The 15,108-nt window shown below is 47.6% G+C and carries 16 protein-coding genes; all 16 read right to left on the bottom strand.

The genetic code is table 11. From position 1 onward, the window contains the following. Positions 1-137: 137 nt before the first annotated feature. Complete coding sequence (locus tag ACE3K2_RS02905) at positions 138-1,445, bottom strand: hypothetical protein (protein WP_421886884.1); 1,308 nt, start codon at positions 1,443-1,445, stop codon at positions 138-140. Positions 1,446-1,557: 112 nt separating this feature from the next. Further along, complete coding sequence (locus tag ACE3K2_RS02900; RefSeq protein WP_253438709.1) at positions 1,558-1,989, bottom strand: peptidylprolyl isomerase; 432 nt, start codon at positions 1,987-1,989, stop codon at positions 1,558-1,560. Between the two features lie 248 nt (positions 1,990-2,237). After that, on the bottom strand, positions 2,238-3,569 hold the full coding sequence (gene lysA, locus ACE3K2_RS02895; protein WP_421886482.1) for a diaminopimelate decarboxylase: 1,332 nt from the start codon (positions 3,567-3,569) through the stop codon (positions 2,238-2,240). Between the two features lie 104 nt (positions 3,570-3,673). Continuing rightward, positions 3,674-5,284: a spore germination protein gene (locus ACE3K2_RS02890; RefSeq protein ID WP_421886882.1), complete on the bottom strand. Its 1,611-nt coding sequence runs from the start codon at positions 5,282-5,284 to the stop codon at positions 3,674-3,676. Positions 5,285-5,365: 81 nt separating this feature from the next. Beyond that, positions 5,366-5,788, bottom strand: a complete 423-nt coding sequence (locus ACE3K2_RS02885; protein WP_421886479.1) for a stage V sporulation protein AB — start codon at positions 5,786-5,788, stop codon at positions 5,366-5,368. Then, positions 5,775-6,431, bottom strand: coding sequence for a stage V sporulation protein AA (locus ACE3K2_RS02880; protein ID WP_421886476.1), 657 nt, complete (start codon positions 6,429-6,431; stop codon positions 5,775-5,777). The genes ACE3K2_RS02885 and ACE3K2_RS02880 overlap by 14 nt, the downstream gene beginning before the upstream one ends. Before the next feature lie 541 nt (positions 6,432-6,972). After that, positions 6,973-7,728 (bottom strand): RNA polymerase sporulation sigma factor SigF, encoded by a 756-nt coding sequence (gene sigF, locus ACE3K2_RS02875; RefSeq protein ID WP_036607856.1) that lies wholly within the window; start codon positions 7,726-7,728, stop codon positions 6,973-6,975. A gap of 14 nt (positions 7,729-7,742) precedes the next feature. Further along, positions 7,743-8,198: an anti-sigma F factor gene (gene spoIIAB, locus ACE3K2_RS02870; protein ID WP_421886473.1), complete on the bottom strand. Its 456-nt coding sequence runs from the start codon at positions 8,196-8,198 to the stop codon at positions 7,743-7,745. After that, a complete protein-coding gene (spoIIAA, locus tag ACE3K2_RS02865; protein ID WP_017687636.1) occupies positions 8,195-8,548 on the bottom strand; it encodes an anti-sigma F factor antagonist in 354 nt (117 codons plus the stop codon). The genes spoIIAB and spoIIAA overlap by 4 nt, the downstream gene beginning before the upstream one ends. A gap of 143 nt (positions 8,549-8,691) precedes the next feature. Then, positions 8,692-9,867: a D-alanyl-D-alanine carboxypeptidase family protein gene (locus ACE3K2_RS02860; protein WP_421886470.1), complete on the bottom strand. Its 1,176-nt coding sequence runs from the start codon at positions 9,865-9,867 to the stop codon at positions 8,692-8,694. A 247-nt stretch (positions 9,868-10,114) separates the two neighbouring features. After that, positions 10,115-10,939 carry a purine-nucleoside phosphorylase gene (locus ACE3K2_RS02855; protein ID WP_062835238.1) on the bottom strand — a complete coding sequence of 275 codons (825 nt, stop codon included), beginning with the start codon at positions 10,937-10,939 and terminating at the stop codon, positions 10,115-10,117. Between the two features lie 178 nt (positions 10,940-11,117). Continuing rightward, positions 11,118-12,008 carry a tyrosine recombinase gene (locus tag ACE3K2_RS02850; RefSeq protein WP_421886467.1) on the bottom strand — a complete coding sequence of 297 codons (891 nt, stop codon included), beginning with the start codon at positions 12,006-12,008 and terminating at the stop codon, positions 11,118-11,120. Positions 12,009-12,083: 75 nt separating this feature from the next. Next, positions 12,084-12,326, bottom strand: a complete 243-nt coding sequence (locus ACE3K2_RS02845; RefSeq protein ID WP_017687632.1) for a DUF4227 family protein — start codon at positions 12,324-12,326, stop codon at positions 12,084-12,086. Positions 12,327-12,485: 159 nt separating this feature from the next. Then, a complete protein-coding gene (locus ACE3K2_RS02840; protein ID WP_090922447.1) occupies positions 12,486-12,953 on the bottom strand; it encodes a Fur family transcriptional regulator in 468 nt (155 codons plus the stop codon). A 107-nt stretch (positions 12,954-13,060) separates the two neighbouring features. Beyond that, positions 13,061-13,690, bottom strand: a complete 630-nt coding sequence (gene spoIIM / locus ACE3K2_RS02835) for a stage II sporulation protein M (protein ID WP_017687629.1) — start codon at positions 13,688-13,690, stop codon at positions 13,061-13,063. 196 nt (positions 13,691-13,886) lie between these two features. After that, on the bottom strand, positions 13,887-15,107 hold the full coding sequence (locus ACE3K2_RS02830; RefSeq protein WP_421886462.1) for an endonuclease Q family protein: 1,221 nt from the start codon (positions 15,105-15,107) through the stop codon (positions 13,887-13,889). Position 15,108: the final 1 nt, after the last annotated feature.

The raw sequence follows: 15,108 nt of genomic DNA, 5'->3' as shown, positions 1-15,108 counted from the left end.
TTAATGCCAAAAAATCAATTGTTTTTTGTTCCTTTTTGTCACATACTAACTTTTAATAAGCTAAGATACAGAAAAAACCGCATCTCACGAAGAGACACGATTTTAGTTTACATCCTTCTCAGATCCATCACATCATTCTACATATCAGGAAAACACCAGCTCGCCATATGCTTCAAATCTTTGGCATTATGAAATGGAATGCGGTCAGGTTCTTGCAGGGGCGAGTCAGGAATCGGGAACTCTCTTGCCACTCTTCTGACCCAACTTGTGGAATCGATTGCGATAGCCGAGCATTGCCAGCGTCCACTCGTTCTTGGTCGAAACGTCCCATGCAAATCTGATTTTCCCGGCATCTCTGGAAAGACACCATCCAGATATTCGACAATGACACGCTTGTCTCTAACTTCATGACAATACACTGTAACCCATACGCCTTCCCGGACCCGAACAGCATACACATCTCCAGACTGTACCTCCCCGGTACCTGCATCAGGAGATGGCTTGGGTACTTTTCCGCGAACACTTCTCATCTTCTCCAATGCCCCCAGGATCGTTTCCTTAACAGGCGGGCTCTCTTCAGGCTTATCCGCAAGAGATATATTACTCAGATCAAAATCATGGAATATTTTGTTCAGGTTGTTCTCATTAATTCCTACAGAGGAGTCCCACCACGCCAGAGGTGCCTGTACCTCAACACGCACATTGGGACGCTCGTCACGCTGTATGTAAGAAGTGAATTCCGTAATCATGCCGGGATGTTCCGGCGTATCCAATATGCCCATCAGAGCTAACGTCTCCAGCAAATCACGGTAGGCATATTCTTTTTGGGTAGGCAAAAGGCGTTGCTTCTTGAGTGCTGCTGCTGCCTTGCTGTAACGTGTTTTGGGAGGTAATTCGCGTAGCACTGTTAACACTGCGCGGAATGTCCAGCGGTCGTATTCATTGGGTATTGGAAGCTCCTGCACGGCAGCTAGCTCTCGTAGTGCCAACACATATCCAAAAGGATCACCGTCCAAAGGTGTTCCATTGATCATCCGCCAGTACCATTGCAACGTCGTGTCGGTTGCTTGATCTACGCTTAATCCGCAGATCTTACAAGTGCTCGATGATGGATATGGCGTATGTTCATGGCTGGGCATACTGCTCGCAATAAGCTTACCCGTAAGCAACGAGCGCCAGATCATGGGTGCTGACCACATCGATGCGACAAAAGCCTGTGCGCCGTCCTCTACGGTCCATTGATTTGCAAGTTTCTTCAGCTCGGTAATCGTTTCATCATGCTGCGGACGTTTAAATCGATTCGGTTCATGCCCAGCTGCCTCAAGCGTTTCTCGATCCTTTACGGGTAGACTATCCGGAACGATATGTCGCGATGCCTTCAGTTCTTCATCCCACACCGTACGCTCACTATAAATTTGTTTTAACAAGCTTAGCTGGGTAACCATATCCAAGGTTCATTCATCCTTTCTTATCAGCCATTTCAAATATGGTACAAAATAAAAAAAGTGCTTCTATAAAAGAAGCACTTCATGTTTGGATCTAGTTAAGGTGAAGGTATTAAGCTTCTACAACTTCAACAGTCTCCATTTTGTCTTTACCTTCCAAAGCGTCCACGAACTCCATACCTTTAGTTACTTTACCAAATACAGTATGTTGTCCATCCAAATGTGGTTGCGGTTGGTAGCAGATGTAGAACTGGCTTCCACCTGTGTTACGGCCAGCATGTGCCATAGCAAGTGTTCCGCGCTCATGTTTGTTCGGGTTGATTTCACAGTTGATTGTGTAACCTGGGCCCCCTGCACCTGTACCGTTAGGGCATCCGCCTTGAGCTACGAAGCCCGGGATAACGCGGTGGAATGTAAGACCATTGTAAAAACCGGAGTTAGCCAGTTTCTCAAAGTTTGCGACTGTGTTTGGAGCTTCTTGATCGAACAGATCGATCAGAACTTCTCCGCCGTTTGCCAATTTAATTTTCGCTTGTTTCGCCATATGTAAATGACTCCTTTCGTATTGACCATCGTTAATGGTGCCAGAATGCATGACCCTGGGCCAAGCCTTACAGCACTTTTCTTAGTGTACACCGAAAATGACTGGATCGCAAAAAAAACAACAATTTTTTTCATGATTTAGCTCAAATACACAAAAAGCAGATGAAAAAGGAAGTGCCCTTTTCATCTGCTTCAACTGTAAAACCCATATATCCTGAATAATGCAGAAACGCATTATCTTTTGACAAATTAGCGAGTTACGGGCTGTTTGCCAATACGCGCGGGTACAAGGTCATTCTGGATGATATCTTGATACGTCTCACGGCGTACGACGACATCTCCTTGACCGTCTTTGACAAATACAACAGCTGGACGACGAATCCGGTTGTAGTTGCTCGCCATGGAGTAGTTATAAGCGCCTGTGCAAGCTACAGCGAGCAGATCGCCACTTTCCACTTTTGGCAAGTCCAGATCCCAGATCAGCATATCGCCACTCTCGCAGCATTTACCTGCAACAGATACCGTTTCCTGAGCAGCCTCATTTGCACGGTTGGCAAGCACAGCTTCGTACTTGGATTCATACAAAGCAGGACGTGGGTTATCGGTCATACCCCCATCAACGGCAACGTATTTACGCACGCCTGGAATGTCTTTGCTTGTTCCAACGGTATACAGCGTTGTTCCCGCTTCACCCACGATGCTGCGGCCTGGTTCAACCCAGATCTCAGGTACGGCATAACCGATTTGGGCAAAATGATTTTTAACTGCGTCTGTAATAGCCTTCACGTATTGCGCAACTTCAAGCGGCGTATCTCCGTCGATATAACGGATTCCAAATCCACCACCCAGGTTAACCACTTTGAAAGCAACATTAAGACGCTCATATACGCTTGCTGCAAATTCAGCAACACGTTGAACAGCCATCTGGAAACCTTCAACTTCGAAGATCTGGGAACCGATGTGGGAATGCACACCCAGCAATACCAGGTTAGACTGCTTGGAAGCCAAGTCAATCGCTTCAAATGCTGTACCATTGCCGATATCAAATCCAAATTTGGAATCCGTTTGACCTGTGGAAATATATTCATGCGTATGGGCCTCAACACCAGGCGTCACACGAAGCAAAATGTTTACTTTACGATTTTTGTCCGCTGCTACAGCCTGCAATAGATGCAATTCATTGAAGTTATCAACAACAAAGCATCCAATCTCCGCATCCAGAGCCATTTCGATTTCTTCCAGCGTTTTGTTGTTACCGTGGAAATGAATGCGCTCAGCCGGGAATCCTGCTTGCAGTGCAGTAAACAGTTCACCATCAGACACAACATCCAGGGAAAGTCCTTCTTCAGCTGCAAGGGCACACATCGCCATTACACAGAATGCTTTACTTGCGTATGCGACCTGGAAGCCCAATCCGGAAGCACGGAAGGCTTCCATGTACTCTCTGCAACGCTCGCGAACCAATTGCTCGTCCACAACATACAGGGGAGTTCCAAATTGTTCTTTCAGAGCTGTTGCATCAACTCCGCCAATCTCCAGATGTCCTTGTGCATTTATCTTACTTGTACCATGTAAATACATAATCTGCATTCCTCACTTTTTTATATACTGGAACAGTTGCTATTCCAATGATTTTACACCAGTATATCAAATTAGGCAGCGAGATGAATGGATTTTTCGGAAGATCATTTGTGTTTTTTACTTTTTCGCAGTTCACCGTCCGGATCATCGGACATTTTAGTGTTGTCACGGGTTTTGTTGAATGATGGACGTTTTTTATTTTCCAATAGCGGAAGCCGGAATAAAAAGTTGCCCAGGGCCTTTGCATTAAACGGTATAAAAGGCCAGAGATACGATGAATTGTACGATCGGTGAATGGTGAGCGCCAATATGAGCAATGTACTGCCCACTACCAATCCCGGAACCTTGAATATCGCAACAGCGACTAACAGAACCAACCTGACCAGCCTGTTGGCAAGTCCAAGCTCGTAACTCGGCGTGGCAAACATGCCGATGGCTGCGATAGCCATATACAGTACAACCTCATTGACAAAATATCCTGTTTTGACAGCGATATCCCCGACTAGAATTGCCGCGATCAAGCCCATTGCCGAGGCCAGAGGTGTAGGCGTATGAACCGCTGCCATCCGTAATAAATCGACGCCAAGTTCGATCAGTAAAAACTGTAGAATCAGCGGTAGCTTTACATTTTCCTGCGGACCAATGAAGTCGAGTCCCATCGGTTTAATCGAAGGGTCAATAACCATCAGAAGCCATAGTGGTAGCAAAAACAACGATATGAGAATCCCTGCAAAACGCACCCATCGTAAATACGTTCCCATCAAGGCCGTCTGTCTGTTCTCCTCCGCATGCTCACACAGGTCGAAGAAGGTCGTAGGCAGAATCATCACACTGGGGGATGTGTCTACAAAAATGACCACTCGTCCTTCCAGCAAATGGGAGGCTGTAACATCCGGTCGTTCCGAGTAACGAACGAGTGGAAACGGATTCCATCCCTTGTTGATAATCGCTTCCTCCAACTGTTTATCGGCGGAGGGAATACCATCGATATCCACCCGTTGAATTTTTTCACGGACCGAATCCACTTGCACTTTATCCACAATATCGTCAATGTACACCACGCAGACATCAGTTTGAGTTCTCCGCCCCACCTGCATGATCTCAAATTTCAGTCCAGGGTCGCGTATTCTACGGCGCACCAAGGTCACATTGGTCAGGAGTGTTTCGGTAAAACCGTCTCTCGAACCGCGAACTACCCTTTCCAATGAAGGTTCTTCCGGCGAACGGACCGGATAACTCCGGGTATCCATAATTAAAACCGAACGGTCCCCTTCAACGAACATTGCGCTCATACCGGTAAGAACCTTGTTGATCACCGCACTCATCTTCTCGACTTTTTCCACCTGGATATGGGGAATGTAACATTCAAAATACGACTTGAGAGCATGTCCGGACACGTCATCCGGCGTGAGATAGGTCAGTCTTTTCAACACTTCAAGCAAAATCTCATCCTTGGCGAAACCGGTGATCATCAGCAATCCAACATGCTTGCCTCCCAGGACCATTTCCCTCATATTCACGTCGAACGATTCTCCGAGCCCCAGCACCTGTTGCAGTGTATATCTATTCTCACTCATCCGAGGGGATATATCATCGTTTTCCTGCCAATATTGTACGGATTCCTCAATACTATCGGACATCTCATTTTGTTTTTTCTTACTGTACGCTTTCTTCTCTTCTTCCTTCCGAATCTCATAAGCAGACTTGTGTAACATCTCTTCCGTTACACCTTCGCTATTGTCCTGGCCTGTGTGCTCTGTTTGTTCATCCATCTTCCATCCTCCTATGGCCACGAGTTACCGCTGATATATAAAAAAATCAAACAGGGAACCTGTCATTTTGCCCAAAATCATGGCTAGCAGTAATCCAAACAAATAAGGTTTCATGCCTAATCGTTTGGCTAGCACGGGCAGTACATTAAGCACCTCGGTGAGTGCTGCGGCGAGCAGACCGATGAACACACCACAGAACAAACCAACGATCGGGCTGAGCAACAGCACCCCAGGCATTTTCCAGTGCCAGAAGTCCGCCACCGTCCCAAGCAGTGAACCACCTATTAGCGCTCCTTCGTACCAGTGAGTCTTGTCATACGATTGCGTAAGTTGAGCCAACCTGGGAATCATATCGAGCACCAGAATGAGCGCAATTACGCCGCTTCCTACGGCAATCCCCCCTGCAACACCCAATACAATGCTGATTGCTCCATTAAGAACGCTCATCCGCATTCATCTCCCTGCGTTCCTGCTCATGCATCCGTTCGCTTTCTTCAATCACCACATATTTATCTACATTTTGCTGGTATAGAAACATCTCCACTTCCAGCGGGGTAGGCTCCTCATTCCACTTTTTCTTGAACAAATGATTAAAAAATACTGCCATTCCGAATCCAATGCCTATGGAATACGCCACTTGGAACAGATAGGGATGTTCGTCCCGATGCCCAGTCAGCATCTCCACAATTCGAATCTGTACTTCCTGCATGTTCACATCGGCATGAAAATTCATGATCGTTAAGGCTGATCCAAAGAACAGCAGTAGCCAAACCAGAATGAACAGGGACTTGGACGGTTGACCATTTCCCGCGATGACTTCAACCAACGTATGACCTGATCCCATCAGTTCCACACTTACCTCCGGCAAGATGTGCCGAATTCGGGGAATAATCTGTAATATATCAATGAGGATCAGATTGCCATCCTCCGGTCCAGGGCGTATAAGTTCAAGCTCCAGTAGCCTGCCCTCCTGGTCTTCAGAAGAGGTCAGTACATGTGCAATGTCTCCAAGCTTGACTGCTCTGCCCCTCTGGATGCGAATACGGCTGCGCAGTCGAACGTAGACCATTGGAGTGGGTGTCTGGGACATCCATAGCACTCCTTTACTGCGTAATTTAGGTTAGTATTTGAAGAATGTGCAAATTTATTACAAATTGGTTGGAAAAAGATCGTGAGGAGGGTGAGTTGACGCTGCGGGATGGATCCGTCATTGGTCGCTGTTGCTCGGGGAGGATACACGCAGACACTCCGACGGCAGACCAACCTTCTGATCGCTGTTGTCTCCAAATTCTTTTGATTGATTTCTAAGTGTTAGAAACTTGGAGACAAAGGCGAACGCTTCGCTTCTTCAGGTCTAATCTGCCGCCTACGTTGCTTATGTATCCTTAGATGAGTCCTCACACTTCGCTCCTTTTGACCAATTCCATCCCTCCGCTACCATTCGTCCTCCCGTTTCCATAGGTTTGTAATTAATATGCTGGGGAGTGGGCAGGGGAATGAATTAAAAGAGGAGAATATTGAGTTGATTTCTCTAACAACAAATAACCTCCCTCGCCATAAAGCGCGATAGAAGGTTGTTAGTTGTCGTATATTGGTGTATAAACGCCAATATTGTTGTTGCAATCCCCGAATCACTGCGCGATCTGGTCGCGGATGGATTGCAGTATTTTTTTCTCCAGACGGGATACCTGCACCTGAGATATTCCCAGCCTGCTGGCAACCTCGGACTGGGTCTGATCCCGGTAATACCGAAGATAGACGATCAATCGCTCCCGCTCGCTGAGACCACCGATGGCTTCATTCAGCGCCAGTTTGTCAAACCAACGTTCCTGAGACTCGTCGGCAATCTGATCCATTAACGTGATCGGATCCCCGTCATTCTCAAATACCGTCTCATGGATCGAGGTCGGTGGTTTGTTCGCTTCCTGGGCAAATACGACTTCCTCCGGGGTTACTCCCAGCTCTGCGGCAACTTCCTTGATCGTTGGCAGACGATCCAGATGTTTGGACAGTTCGTCCCTTTTTTTGCGGACTTTATTCGCCATCTCTTTCAGTGAACGACTGACCTTCAAGGTACCGTCATCCCGCAGGAAGCGCTGGATTTCTCCGATGATCATCGGTACCGCGTAGGTTGAGAACTTTACGTCATAACTGAGATCAAATTTGTCCACTGACTTGAGCAGACCGATACAACCAATCTGGAACAGATCTTCCGGATCATATCCCCTGTTCATAAAACGCTGTACGACGGACCAGACGAGTCTGATGTTGCAGTTCACCAGCGTATCCCGTGAAACATGGTCACCCGACTGACTGAGCGCAATCAGCCGTTTGACCTCGGCATCGTCCAAATAGGTCTGTGAAGATGGTTTCACTTCAGCATCCATAAGAACACCAACCCCTAATTATACAATGCTTTCTTGGATTCAATCCTTTTTTTCATCTTGATGGAGGTGCCTCTGCCGGGCTCACTGCTGACTTCGAATTCATCCATGAAGTTTTCCATAATGGTGAAGCCCATGCCCGACCGCTCAAGTTCGGGTTTGGACGTATATAGCGGCTGCTTGGCCAGTTCAAGATCTTCAATTCCTTCACCGCGATCTTCCACAATAATCGTAATCATGTCTTCCCGAATCTCGGCCTGGATGGACACAACACCTTCGGCGTTGTTGTTGTATCCGTGGATGATGCTGTTGGTCACGGCTTCCGAAATGACCGTCTTCAGGTCACTGAGCTCGTCCATCGTTGGATCAAGCTGGGAGATAAACGCAGCAACGGTTACCCGTGCAAACGATTCATTCTCTGACTTGGCCGCGAATTGCAGATTCATGAAATTTGTCCCTGTTCCTTCATTCATGAGACGACCTCCAGACCTGAGAGAGCAGTTCCCTCATTTTCGTATATCGGCATAATCTTGAACAGACCCGACATTTCCAGCAAACGGTACACCGGCGAATTAACGTCACACACCACCATCTTGCCGCCTTTATTCTTAATGAGCTTGTATCTTCCCAAAATGACACCCAGACCCGAACTGTCCATAAATTGCAGATCTTTCAGGCTGAGTACGAGATGCTCGCTTTGTCTCCGCTGGATGGCTTCATCCATCTGCATCCGTACCATGTCAGCTGTATGGTGATCCAGCTCCCCGGATAATCGTACAATCAGAATCCCGCGATGGTGTTCCATTTCCACATGCAAGTTCACGTTTGCTCACTCTCCTCCCTGTCTTGAACAAGGATTTCTACGCTTCCGAAGGCTTTTCCTGCCCCCCGACAAAACTAGAAGAAAACCCCTATTTAACTACAAAATATGTTCGAAGGATGCGTGCAACTCGCGGAAATCGCCGTTTAGTCAAACAGGTTGGATGTTGTCCGCTTGAACAGCTTCCACCAGCCCGCCTTATTCACATCCTGCGGAGCCTGAATGTCGAACTCCTTAATTACGTCATTGCCCTGGTAAACCACAAGTTTACCAATACTTTGCCCGGCTTTGATCGGAGCTTTCAATTCTTTGGCAACCAACAATTCATGCCGGATGTCGTTGGATTTGGCTCCTTTGCGCATCAGCACACTATAATTTTGCGTGGCATTCAGCGGCAACTCGGCAACTTCGCCTTTTTCGATTCTCAGACTGCCCAGCAGATCCCCTGCCTTGTAAAGAGCCTTCATCGTATATTGACTAAAGGCATAGTCAAACATCGAAGACACTTCGCTATTCCGTGTTTTGGTATTTGGTTCACCAAGTACCACGGAAACGACACGCAGTCCATCCTTGGACGCCGTTGCAGACAGGCAGAATTTCGCTTCGGACGTGTAACCCGTTTTCAAACCGTCTGCCCCTTGATAAAAACGAACCAGCTTGTTCGTATTCACCAGCCAGAATGGCTTTTCCGTATCTTTGCGAAGGTAATCCTGATAGGCACCGGTGTACTTCGTAATCCCGGAATGTTTCAGCAGTTCACGGCTCATGACGGCAATATCATGGGCAGAAGAATAATGATTATCAACCGGAAGACCGTTACAGTTGGCAAAATGAGTATCCTTCATGCCAAGCTCCTTCGCACGCTCATTCATTAGCTGCACAAAGGCTTCTTCCGACCCAGCAATCTTCTCGGCCATAGCCACTGAGGCATCATTGCCTGAAGCCATCGCGATCCCTTTTAACATATCATCAACTGTCATTTCTTCCCCAGGCTCCAGAAAGATCTGCGAACCGCCCATGGAAGCTGCATATTCACTCGTTCTTACTTTGTCCGTCAGCTTCAGCTTGCCCGAGTCGATCGCTTCGATCGTAAGCAGCATGGTCATAATCTTTGTTATGCTCGCCGGAGGCAGCTGATCATGACTGTTTTTCTCATAAATGACCGTTCCGGTGTCTGCATCCATTAAGATCGCAGAACGTGCCGATGGGGCCAGATCCGTTCCTCCCGCTGCCTTCGGTGTTTCTTCAGCCAATGCTGTTGATGCCAAAAGGGACAGCAGAATACAAAGGGTCATGAACGATGCCATTATTCTTTTCTTCACAAGGTTACCTCCTCAAATGACTTGCTTACTGCATGTTCCAAGCATGTACTGCTAATCATTGTCGGCCCGTTTCCAGTAAATTATTCCATGTAAAGCATGATTTCCCGAACTTTTATTGAAATTGTGGTCAAAGCAAAAAAAACGTATGCACTCAATGAATGAATAACCGTACGTTTAACACAACAAAAAAAGGTTACCCCCGATGATTTCTCATTCGAAGAGGTAACCTTATCTACTCAAATCGTGCTTACATTTGTGGAATTACAGCCAATACCAGCGCCAGGAACGACTCACGAACACGCTCCGTCGTTTCCATCACCTCATCATGTGACAGTGGCTGGTCCAGAATGCCGGCAGCCATGTTGCTGATACAGGAAATGCCAAGTACTTCCAAGCCTGCATGGCGTGCCACGATCACTTCGGATACAGTGGACATACCCACTGCGTCTGCGCCCAATGTACGGAGCATTTTGATCTCTGCTGGTGTCTCGTAGTTCGGACCAAGCATACCTGCGTATACCCCTTCACGTACGTTAAAACCTTGTGACGCGGCCGTATCCTTCGCCAGCGCACGCAAACGGCGGCTATATGCTTCGGACAGATCCGGAAAACGCACGCCCAGTGCAGCGTCATTTGGTCCGATCAGTGGATTTTTGCCTGTGAGATTTAAGTGATCAGAGATCAGCATCAAGTCTCCAGCTTCATACGACGTATTTACGCCGCCCGCAGCATTGGTTACAAGCAGACTACTTACACCCAGTTCTTTCATAACCCGTACCGGGAAAGCTGTCAATTCCGGACCATATCCTTCGTACATGTGGAAACGGCCTTTCATCATCACGACTGGACGACCTTTAATGGTTCCGACCAATAGTTCACCTTCATGTCCTTCTACTGTGGACACCGGAAAATGCGGAATATCCTGATAAGCGATGCTTACACCATCTTCAATCAGTTCTGCCAGTACGCCAAGACCTGAACCCAAAATCAAACCGACTTCCGGCTTGATGGAGCTTTTGCTTTGAATATAAGATGCTGCTTCCGAAATCATTTGTTGGTTTAATGCTGTCATGCGATGTATGTTCCTCCTTGAGTTGAAACGATCCGTCTATAGACGCATTTTGCAAAATCTATTCAATCCGAATTTATGCAAACTGCTTATGTATAACGGCGTTTAGATGTATTCAATTTATTTTATCCTAAATCGGCCGAATGTTCCGCATTTATTTGTGAATGCCATGCGTCAAAATCTATCTTGCCCTCGGATGATGGGTTTCATAGATTTCTTTCATCGTTTTACGACCGTGATTGCCGTATTGTTGTCCAGGCTGCTCCACGTGACCCAGCATGTCCTGAACCGCACGTGTATCCGCCCCATTCGCAATCAGGTGTGCCGCAAACGAATGACGCAGCGTATGCGGCGTGATTTCTTCCGAGATTCCCGCGTCCACTGCTGCTTTTTTGAGCAGCTTCCAGAACCCCTGCCGGGTTAGACGTCTGCCGGATACATTCACGAATAGTGCCTGCTCGTCCGAATCGGTTTTGAGCAACTTATTGCGGAATTCCTCCAAATACACACTTGCCCAATGTGCAGCAGGCGCACCAATGGGAAGGATACGTTCCTTACCCGCCCCACCGCATCGTATAAAGCGCATGCCTGGCTGTACATCCCGAATGTCAAGCGCGATCAGTTCTGAGACCCGAATACCTGTCGCATATAACAGTTCAAGCATCGCTCGATCTCTTACACCCTGTGGTGAGCGAGTATCAGGCGCTGTCAGCAGTTGTTCAATCTCCTGTATGCTTAACACCTGTGGTGGCGTCTTGTCCGCCTTGGGAGCTTCCACATCAAACGTAGGGTCCTGTATAATATCCCCCCGCCGCATCAAAAAATGAAAGTAGGAGCGCAGAGATACGATGCTGCGGGCAATGGTTGCATTGGCGCGTCCTGCCTGTTTGAGCTGACCTGCAAACAGGACGACATGTGTGCGTCTGACCTGATCGGCTTCACGTATGCCATATTCCTTATCTGCAAATTCAATGAACTTGTCCACGTCTCGGAGATACGATTCAAGCGTGCTGCTCGACATCCCTTTATCATCTTCCAAGTATAAGGCATAGGCGTGTATCGTCTGTTTCATGTACAACGCTCCTCAACTGACAGATCTGCCGCTCTGGCAGACTGCTCCCGTATTTGCATCCCTGGCTGTTCGAAGCTACTCCCCGTACCAATAGAACAAACGGAGACGCTCTGCCATCGTAGGACGTCCTTCTCCATTACCCGGCCAATCCGTTTCCTGAAATACTTTGATTGCATTGCCAGTTGGCATCTGATACTGGTCCACAGGTGAGATCCAGCCATTGAACAGATCCAGAACATGATAGAAAAGATAAACTAATGCAGCAAAAAATATAATAAATCGAATAAAACGGAGCCCTCTCCGCACTGATATAATCATGGGTATATCCCCCTTCTGATTCAAATCCGGTAATGTCCTTGAATCAGGGTATGTCCATAAACACAAGTTTATGCCATTCGAGGTGAACTCCAGATCATGTCCGGTGCCAAAAAAGCTCTCCCGTCAAAACCGCCGGTGAGAGCTTGAAGATATGCTATGTTATTCTTCATCTTTGGGTTTCTGTTCATTTTTAGCTTTGCAACGATAACAAATTCCATGAAAGTCCAGTCGGTGATCTACTACCGAAAAGTTGAATTCCCGCTCCAAACGCTCTTCAAGCGGTCCAAGCCAGTCTTCACGTATTTCATCCATACTTCCGCATTGAACACAGATTAAGTGATGATGGTGATGCTTGGATGTATCTCCGCGCAGATCATAACGCGCTACACCGTCGCCGAAGTTGATTTTCTCTACAACATGCAGCTCACTCAGCAGTTCGAGGGTACGGTACACGGTTGCCAGACCGATTTCGGGAGCCTTTTCTTTAACGAGCATGAATACGTCTTCTGCGCTCAGATGATCTTCTTCATTCTCAAGAAGTACTCTTACGGTGGCTTCCCGCTGGGGCGTTAATTTATATCCTTGGGACTGTAGTTGCTGCTTAATTTTATCAATCCGTGCTTCCATTTTCTCCCTCCCCCTAGGAAATCACTGCACACTGCAACTTAACCCACTCTTTTCATTATAGGGGGAGTGCGTAATTAAAGTCAACATTTTACACTATGCAATGCACGTTAGGCCGGTAGTAACATTGGCGTGACCCAGCGCATCATTGCAGGTGTAACCCATGTTTCAAAAGACGCCACGCCGAGCAGTAGTGCAGCCATGACCAAAGTTAACACGATATATGAAGCAAAGGGCCTTTGTCGACCAGGTGTTCGCTGCATCAAAACACGATTTCGAATGATGTATAACGAGAACGTCATCGCCGCCACACTGCAGATCAGGAGGATCGGAATGACAAATAGATTATGCGGTGCCACGGAAACCAGTGCAAACAGCAGTCCTTTCCAGGAGTACTGCCCAACCAGGTACCCCACTGTGAATCCAATGAGCACACCTTTCAGAAAATCCAGAACCAGTATACCGGGCAGTCCAACGACGGATAAACCCAGAATAAAGATCAGACCTACCCATTTCAGATGAAGCATGGCGATGTCCCAATAGGCCCCGGTCTCAGTCACCTGTGCACTGTGCTGCACGGTCATGAAGAAATTACCAAGATACCCCTCCAGATCCTGACGTTGCTCTAGAGACAATGCGTTCACCATAAGCGCGCCAAAAATGACGCCGACCAGAAACAAGACAGCCACGAATACATATAACGAAGTCTGACCTTTAAATGTAAAGTAGGAAGAGCGCATACAGGTACGAGTCCCCTTTCCGGTATCATGCTGCAAGGATTCTCAGTTACATCCTCATAGTCATTCTTATGAATCGGAATGCACCTGTATGACTTCTTGTCCAGATTGGCTCTACGTCAAGTGAAGCTATATCAGTAGAAATAATGAAAATTTACATGGGTCACTACGATGACAGAACAACCTTTTGATCACTGATCTACTCTGACAATCTCACCTGAGATGCAACCTTCCCGTACGTTCCTCCACCTCCGGAGGATAGCTCCAGTTGTCCGTTCCGTGCAGCAACAATCAAGCCTGATAACACAGGTCCAACAACCGCAGCAAGTTCTTCCTCATGCGTACGATGAAGGATGTTCATTTCCGTACCAAAATGGTCCAGTAACTGGCGCAGTTTGGCTTTGCCAAGTCCGGGTATGAACTCCAGTGGTACCTGATAATGATAGGCCGGTCTGTTTACAGGGACATGAGGATTCTCTCGATCAGAGATTGTCAGAATGCGGTCGAGCACCCCCTGCACCAACTTCACACTGCCACAGTGAGGACAGCGCTCTGCAGACATCGCTTGATCGTCCATAATACTGCCACATGCTGCACAGTAGGTACGGTGATATTTGCCCAGCCTTGGATTCAGTCCATAATTAGCAGCAATGCTCCTGCCGGCTTCTCCTTGGAGTGCCATACGGAATTCATCAAAAGAAGGGGCAGCAACTTGCAGTTCGTTATACTCCCGTCCAATCTTACCAAGGGAATGGGCATCCGAATTGGTCAGGAACGGGACATGATCCAGCTCCCGAATATAACTGGCCATGGATGAATCCGAGCTTAATCCGAGCTCGACTGCATCCACGAGACGGGTATCCAGCACATCGCCCATACGGGGGGCTGTACTGCCATAGATGCCTTTATGAGGTGTAAACACATGTGCAGGCACAATAAGTCCACCACGTGCCTTAATCTCAGACTGCATCTCTAGGGCGGGGACGTAAACCCGCTGAGAACTGAGATTCACATTTTTCATATAACGTTTCATCCAGTCCGTGAAGGACTTCATCGTTTTCAGATCACGGAAGTACGCCAGCATATGGAACTCACGCATGTCAGGCTCGCGCAGCTCGATCTCTGTACCCAGCAGAATGGTCGTGTCCTGGTAGGAAATACCGCCTCCCTCAATCTCGGACATGGTGCCATTCTCCAGCAATTGCTCGATATCCATCTGTACAACCGGAGAATGACAATCAATCACACCAAGCAAATGAATTCCTTTGCGATCCGATGCTTCCCGGGCAATATTCTCAAATGTCAGATCGCGACTGCCGCTGATTTTCACGGCCTCACCACGAGAGGTTCGTCCGATGTGAATATGCAGGTCGGTATAACAGGGCTCCCACATCGCAGACGTTGCCAGTTGTTCTTGCATG

Origin of the sequence: Paenibacillus sp. (assembly GCF_048976745.1) — a bacterium.
GTDB lineage: Bacteria > Bacillota > Bacilli > Paenibacillales > Paenibacillaceae > Paenibacillus.
The sequence above is the reverse complement of the archived record's forward strand: the minus strand, read 5'-3'. Positions and strand labels throughout refer to the sequence as shown.

Coding starts and splice junctions, on each gene's coding strand:
- ACE3K2_RS02840 (WP_090922447.1), bottom strand. CDS start 12,953: ATGGAAGCACGGATTGATAAAATTAAGCAGCAACTACAGTCCCAAGGA.
- ACE3K2_RS02830 (WP_421886462.1), bottom strand. CDS start 15,107: ATGCAAGAACAACTGGCAACGTCTGCGATGTGGGAGCCCTGTTATACC.
- lysA (WP_421886482.1), bottom strand. CDS start 3,569: ATGTATTTACATGGTACAAGTAAGATAAATGCACAAGGACATCTGGAG.
- ACE3K2_RS02880 (WP_421886476.1), bottom strand. CDS start 6,431: ATGTCCCAGACACCCACTCCAATGGTCTACGTTCGACTGCGCAGCCGT.
- spoIIM (WP_017687629.1), bottom strand. CDS start 13,690: ATGCGCTCTTCCTACTTTACATTTAAAGGTCAGACTTCGTTATATGTA.
- ACE3K2_RS02845 (WP_017687632.1), bottom strand. CDS start 12,326: ATGATTATATCAGTGCGGAGAGGGCTCCGTTTTATTCGATTTATTATA.
- sigF (WP_036607856.1), bottom strand. CDS start 7,728: ATGGATGCTGAAGTGAAACCATCTTCACAGACCTATTTGGACGATGCC.
- ACE3K2_RS02850 (WP_421886467.1), bottom strand. CDS start 12,008: ATGAAACAGACGATACACGCCTATGCCTTATACTTGGAAGATGATAAA.
- ACE3K2_RS02855 (WP_062835238.1), bottom strand. CDS start 10,939: ATGACAGCATTAAACCAACAAATGATTTCGGAAGCAGCATCTTATATT.
- spoIIAB (WP_421886473.1), bottom strand. CDS start 8,198: ATGAATGAAGGAACAGGGACAAATTTCATGAATCTGCAATTCGCGGCC.
- ACE3K2_RS02905 (WP_421886884.1), bottom strand. CDS start 1,445: ATGGTTACCCAGCTAAGCTTGTTAAAACAAATTTATAGTGAGCGTACG.
- ACE3K2_RS02890 (WP_421886882.1), bottom strand. CDS start 5,284: ATGTTACACAAGTCTGCTTATGAGATTCGGAAGGAAGAAGAGAAGAAA.
- ACE3K2_RS02900 (WP_253438709.1), bottom strand. CDS start 1,989: ATGGCGAAACAAGCGAAAATTAAATTGGCAAACGGCGGAGAAGTTCTG.
- ACE3K2_RS02885 (WP_421886479.1), bottom strand. CDS start 5,788: ATGAGCGTTCTTAATGGAGCAATCAGCATTGTATTGGGTGTTGCAGGG.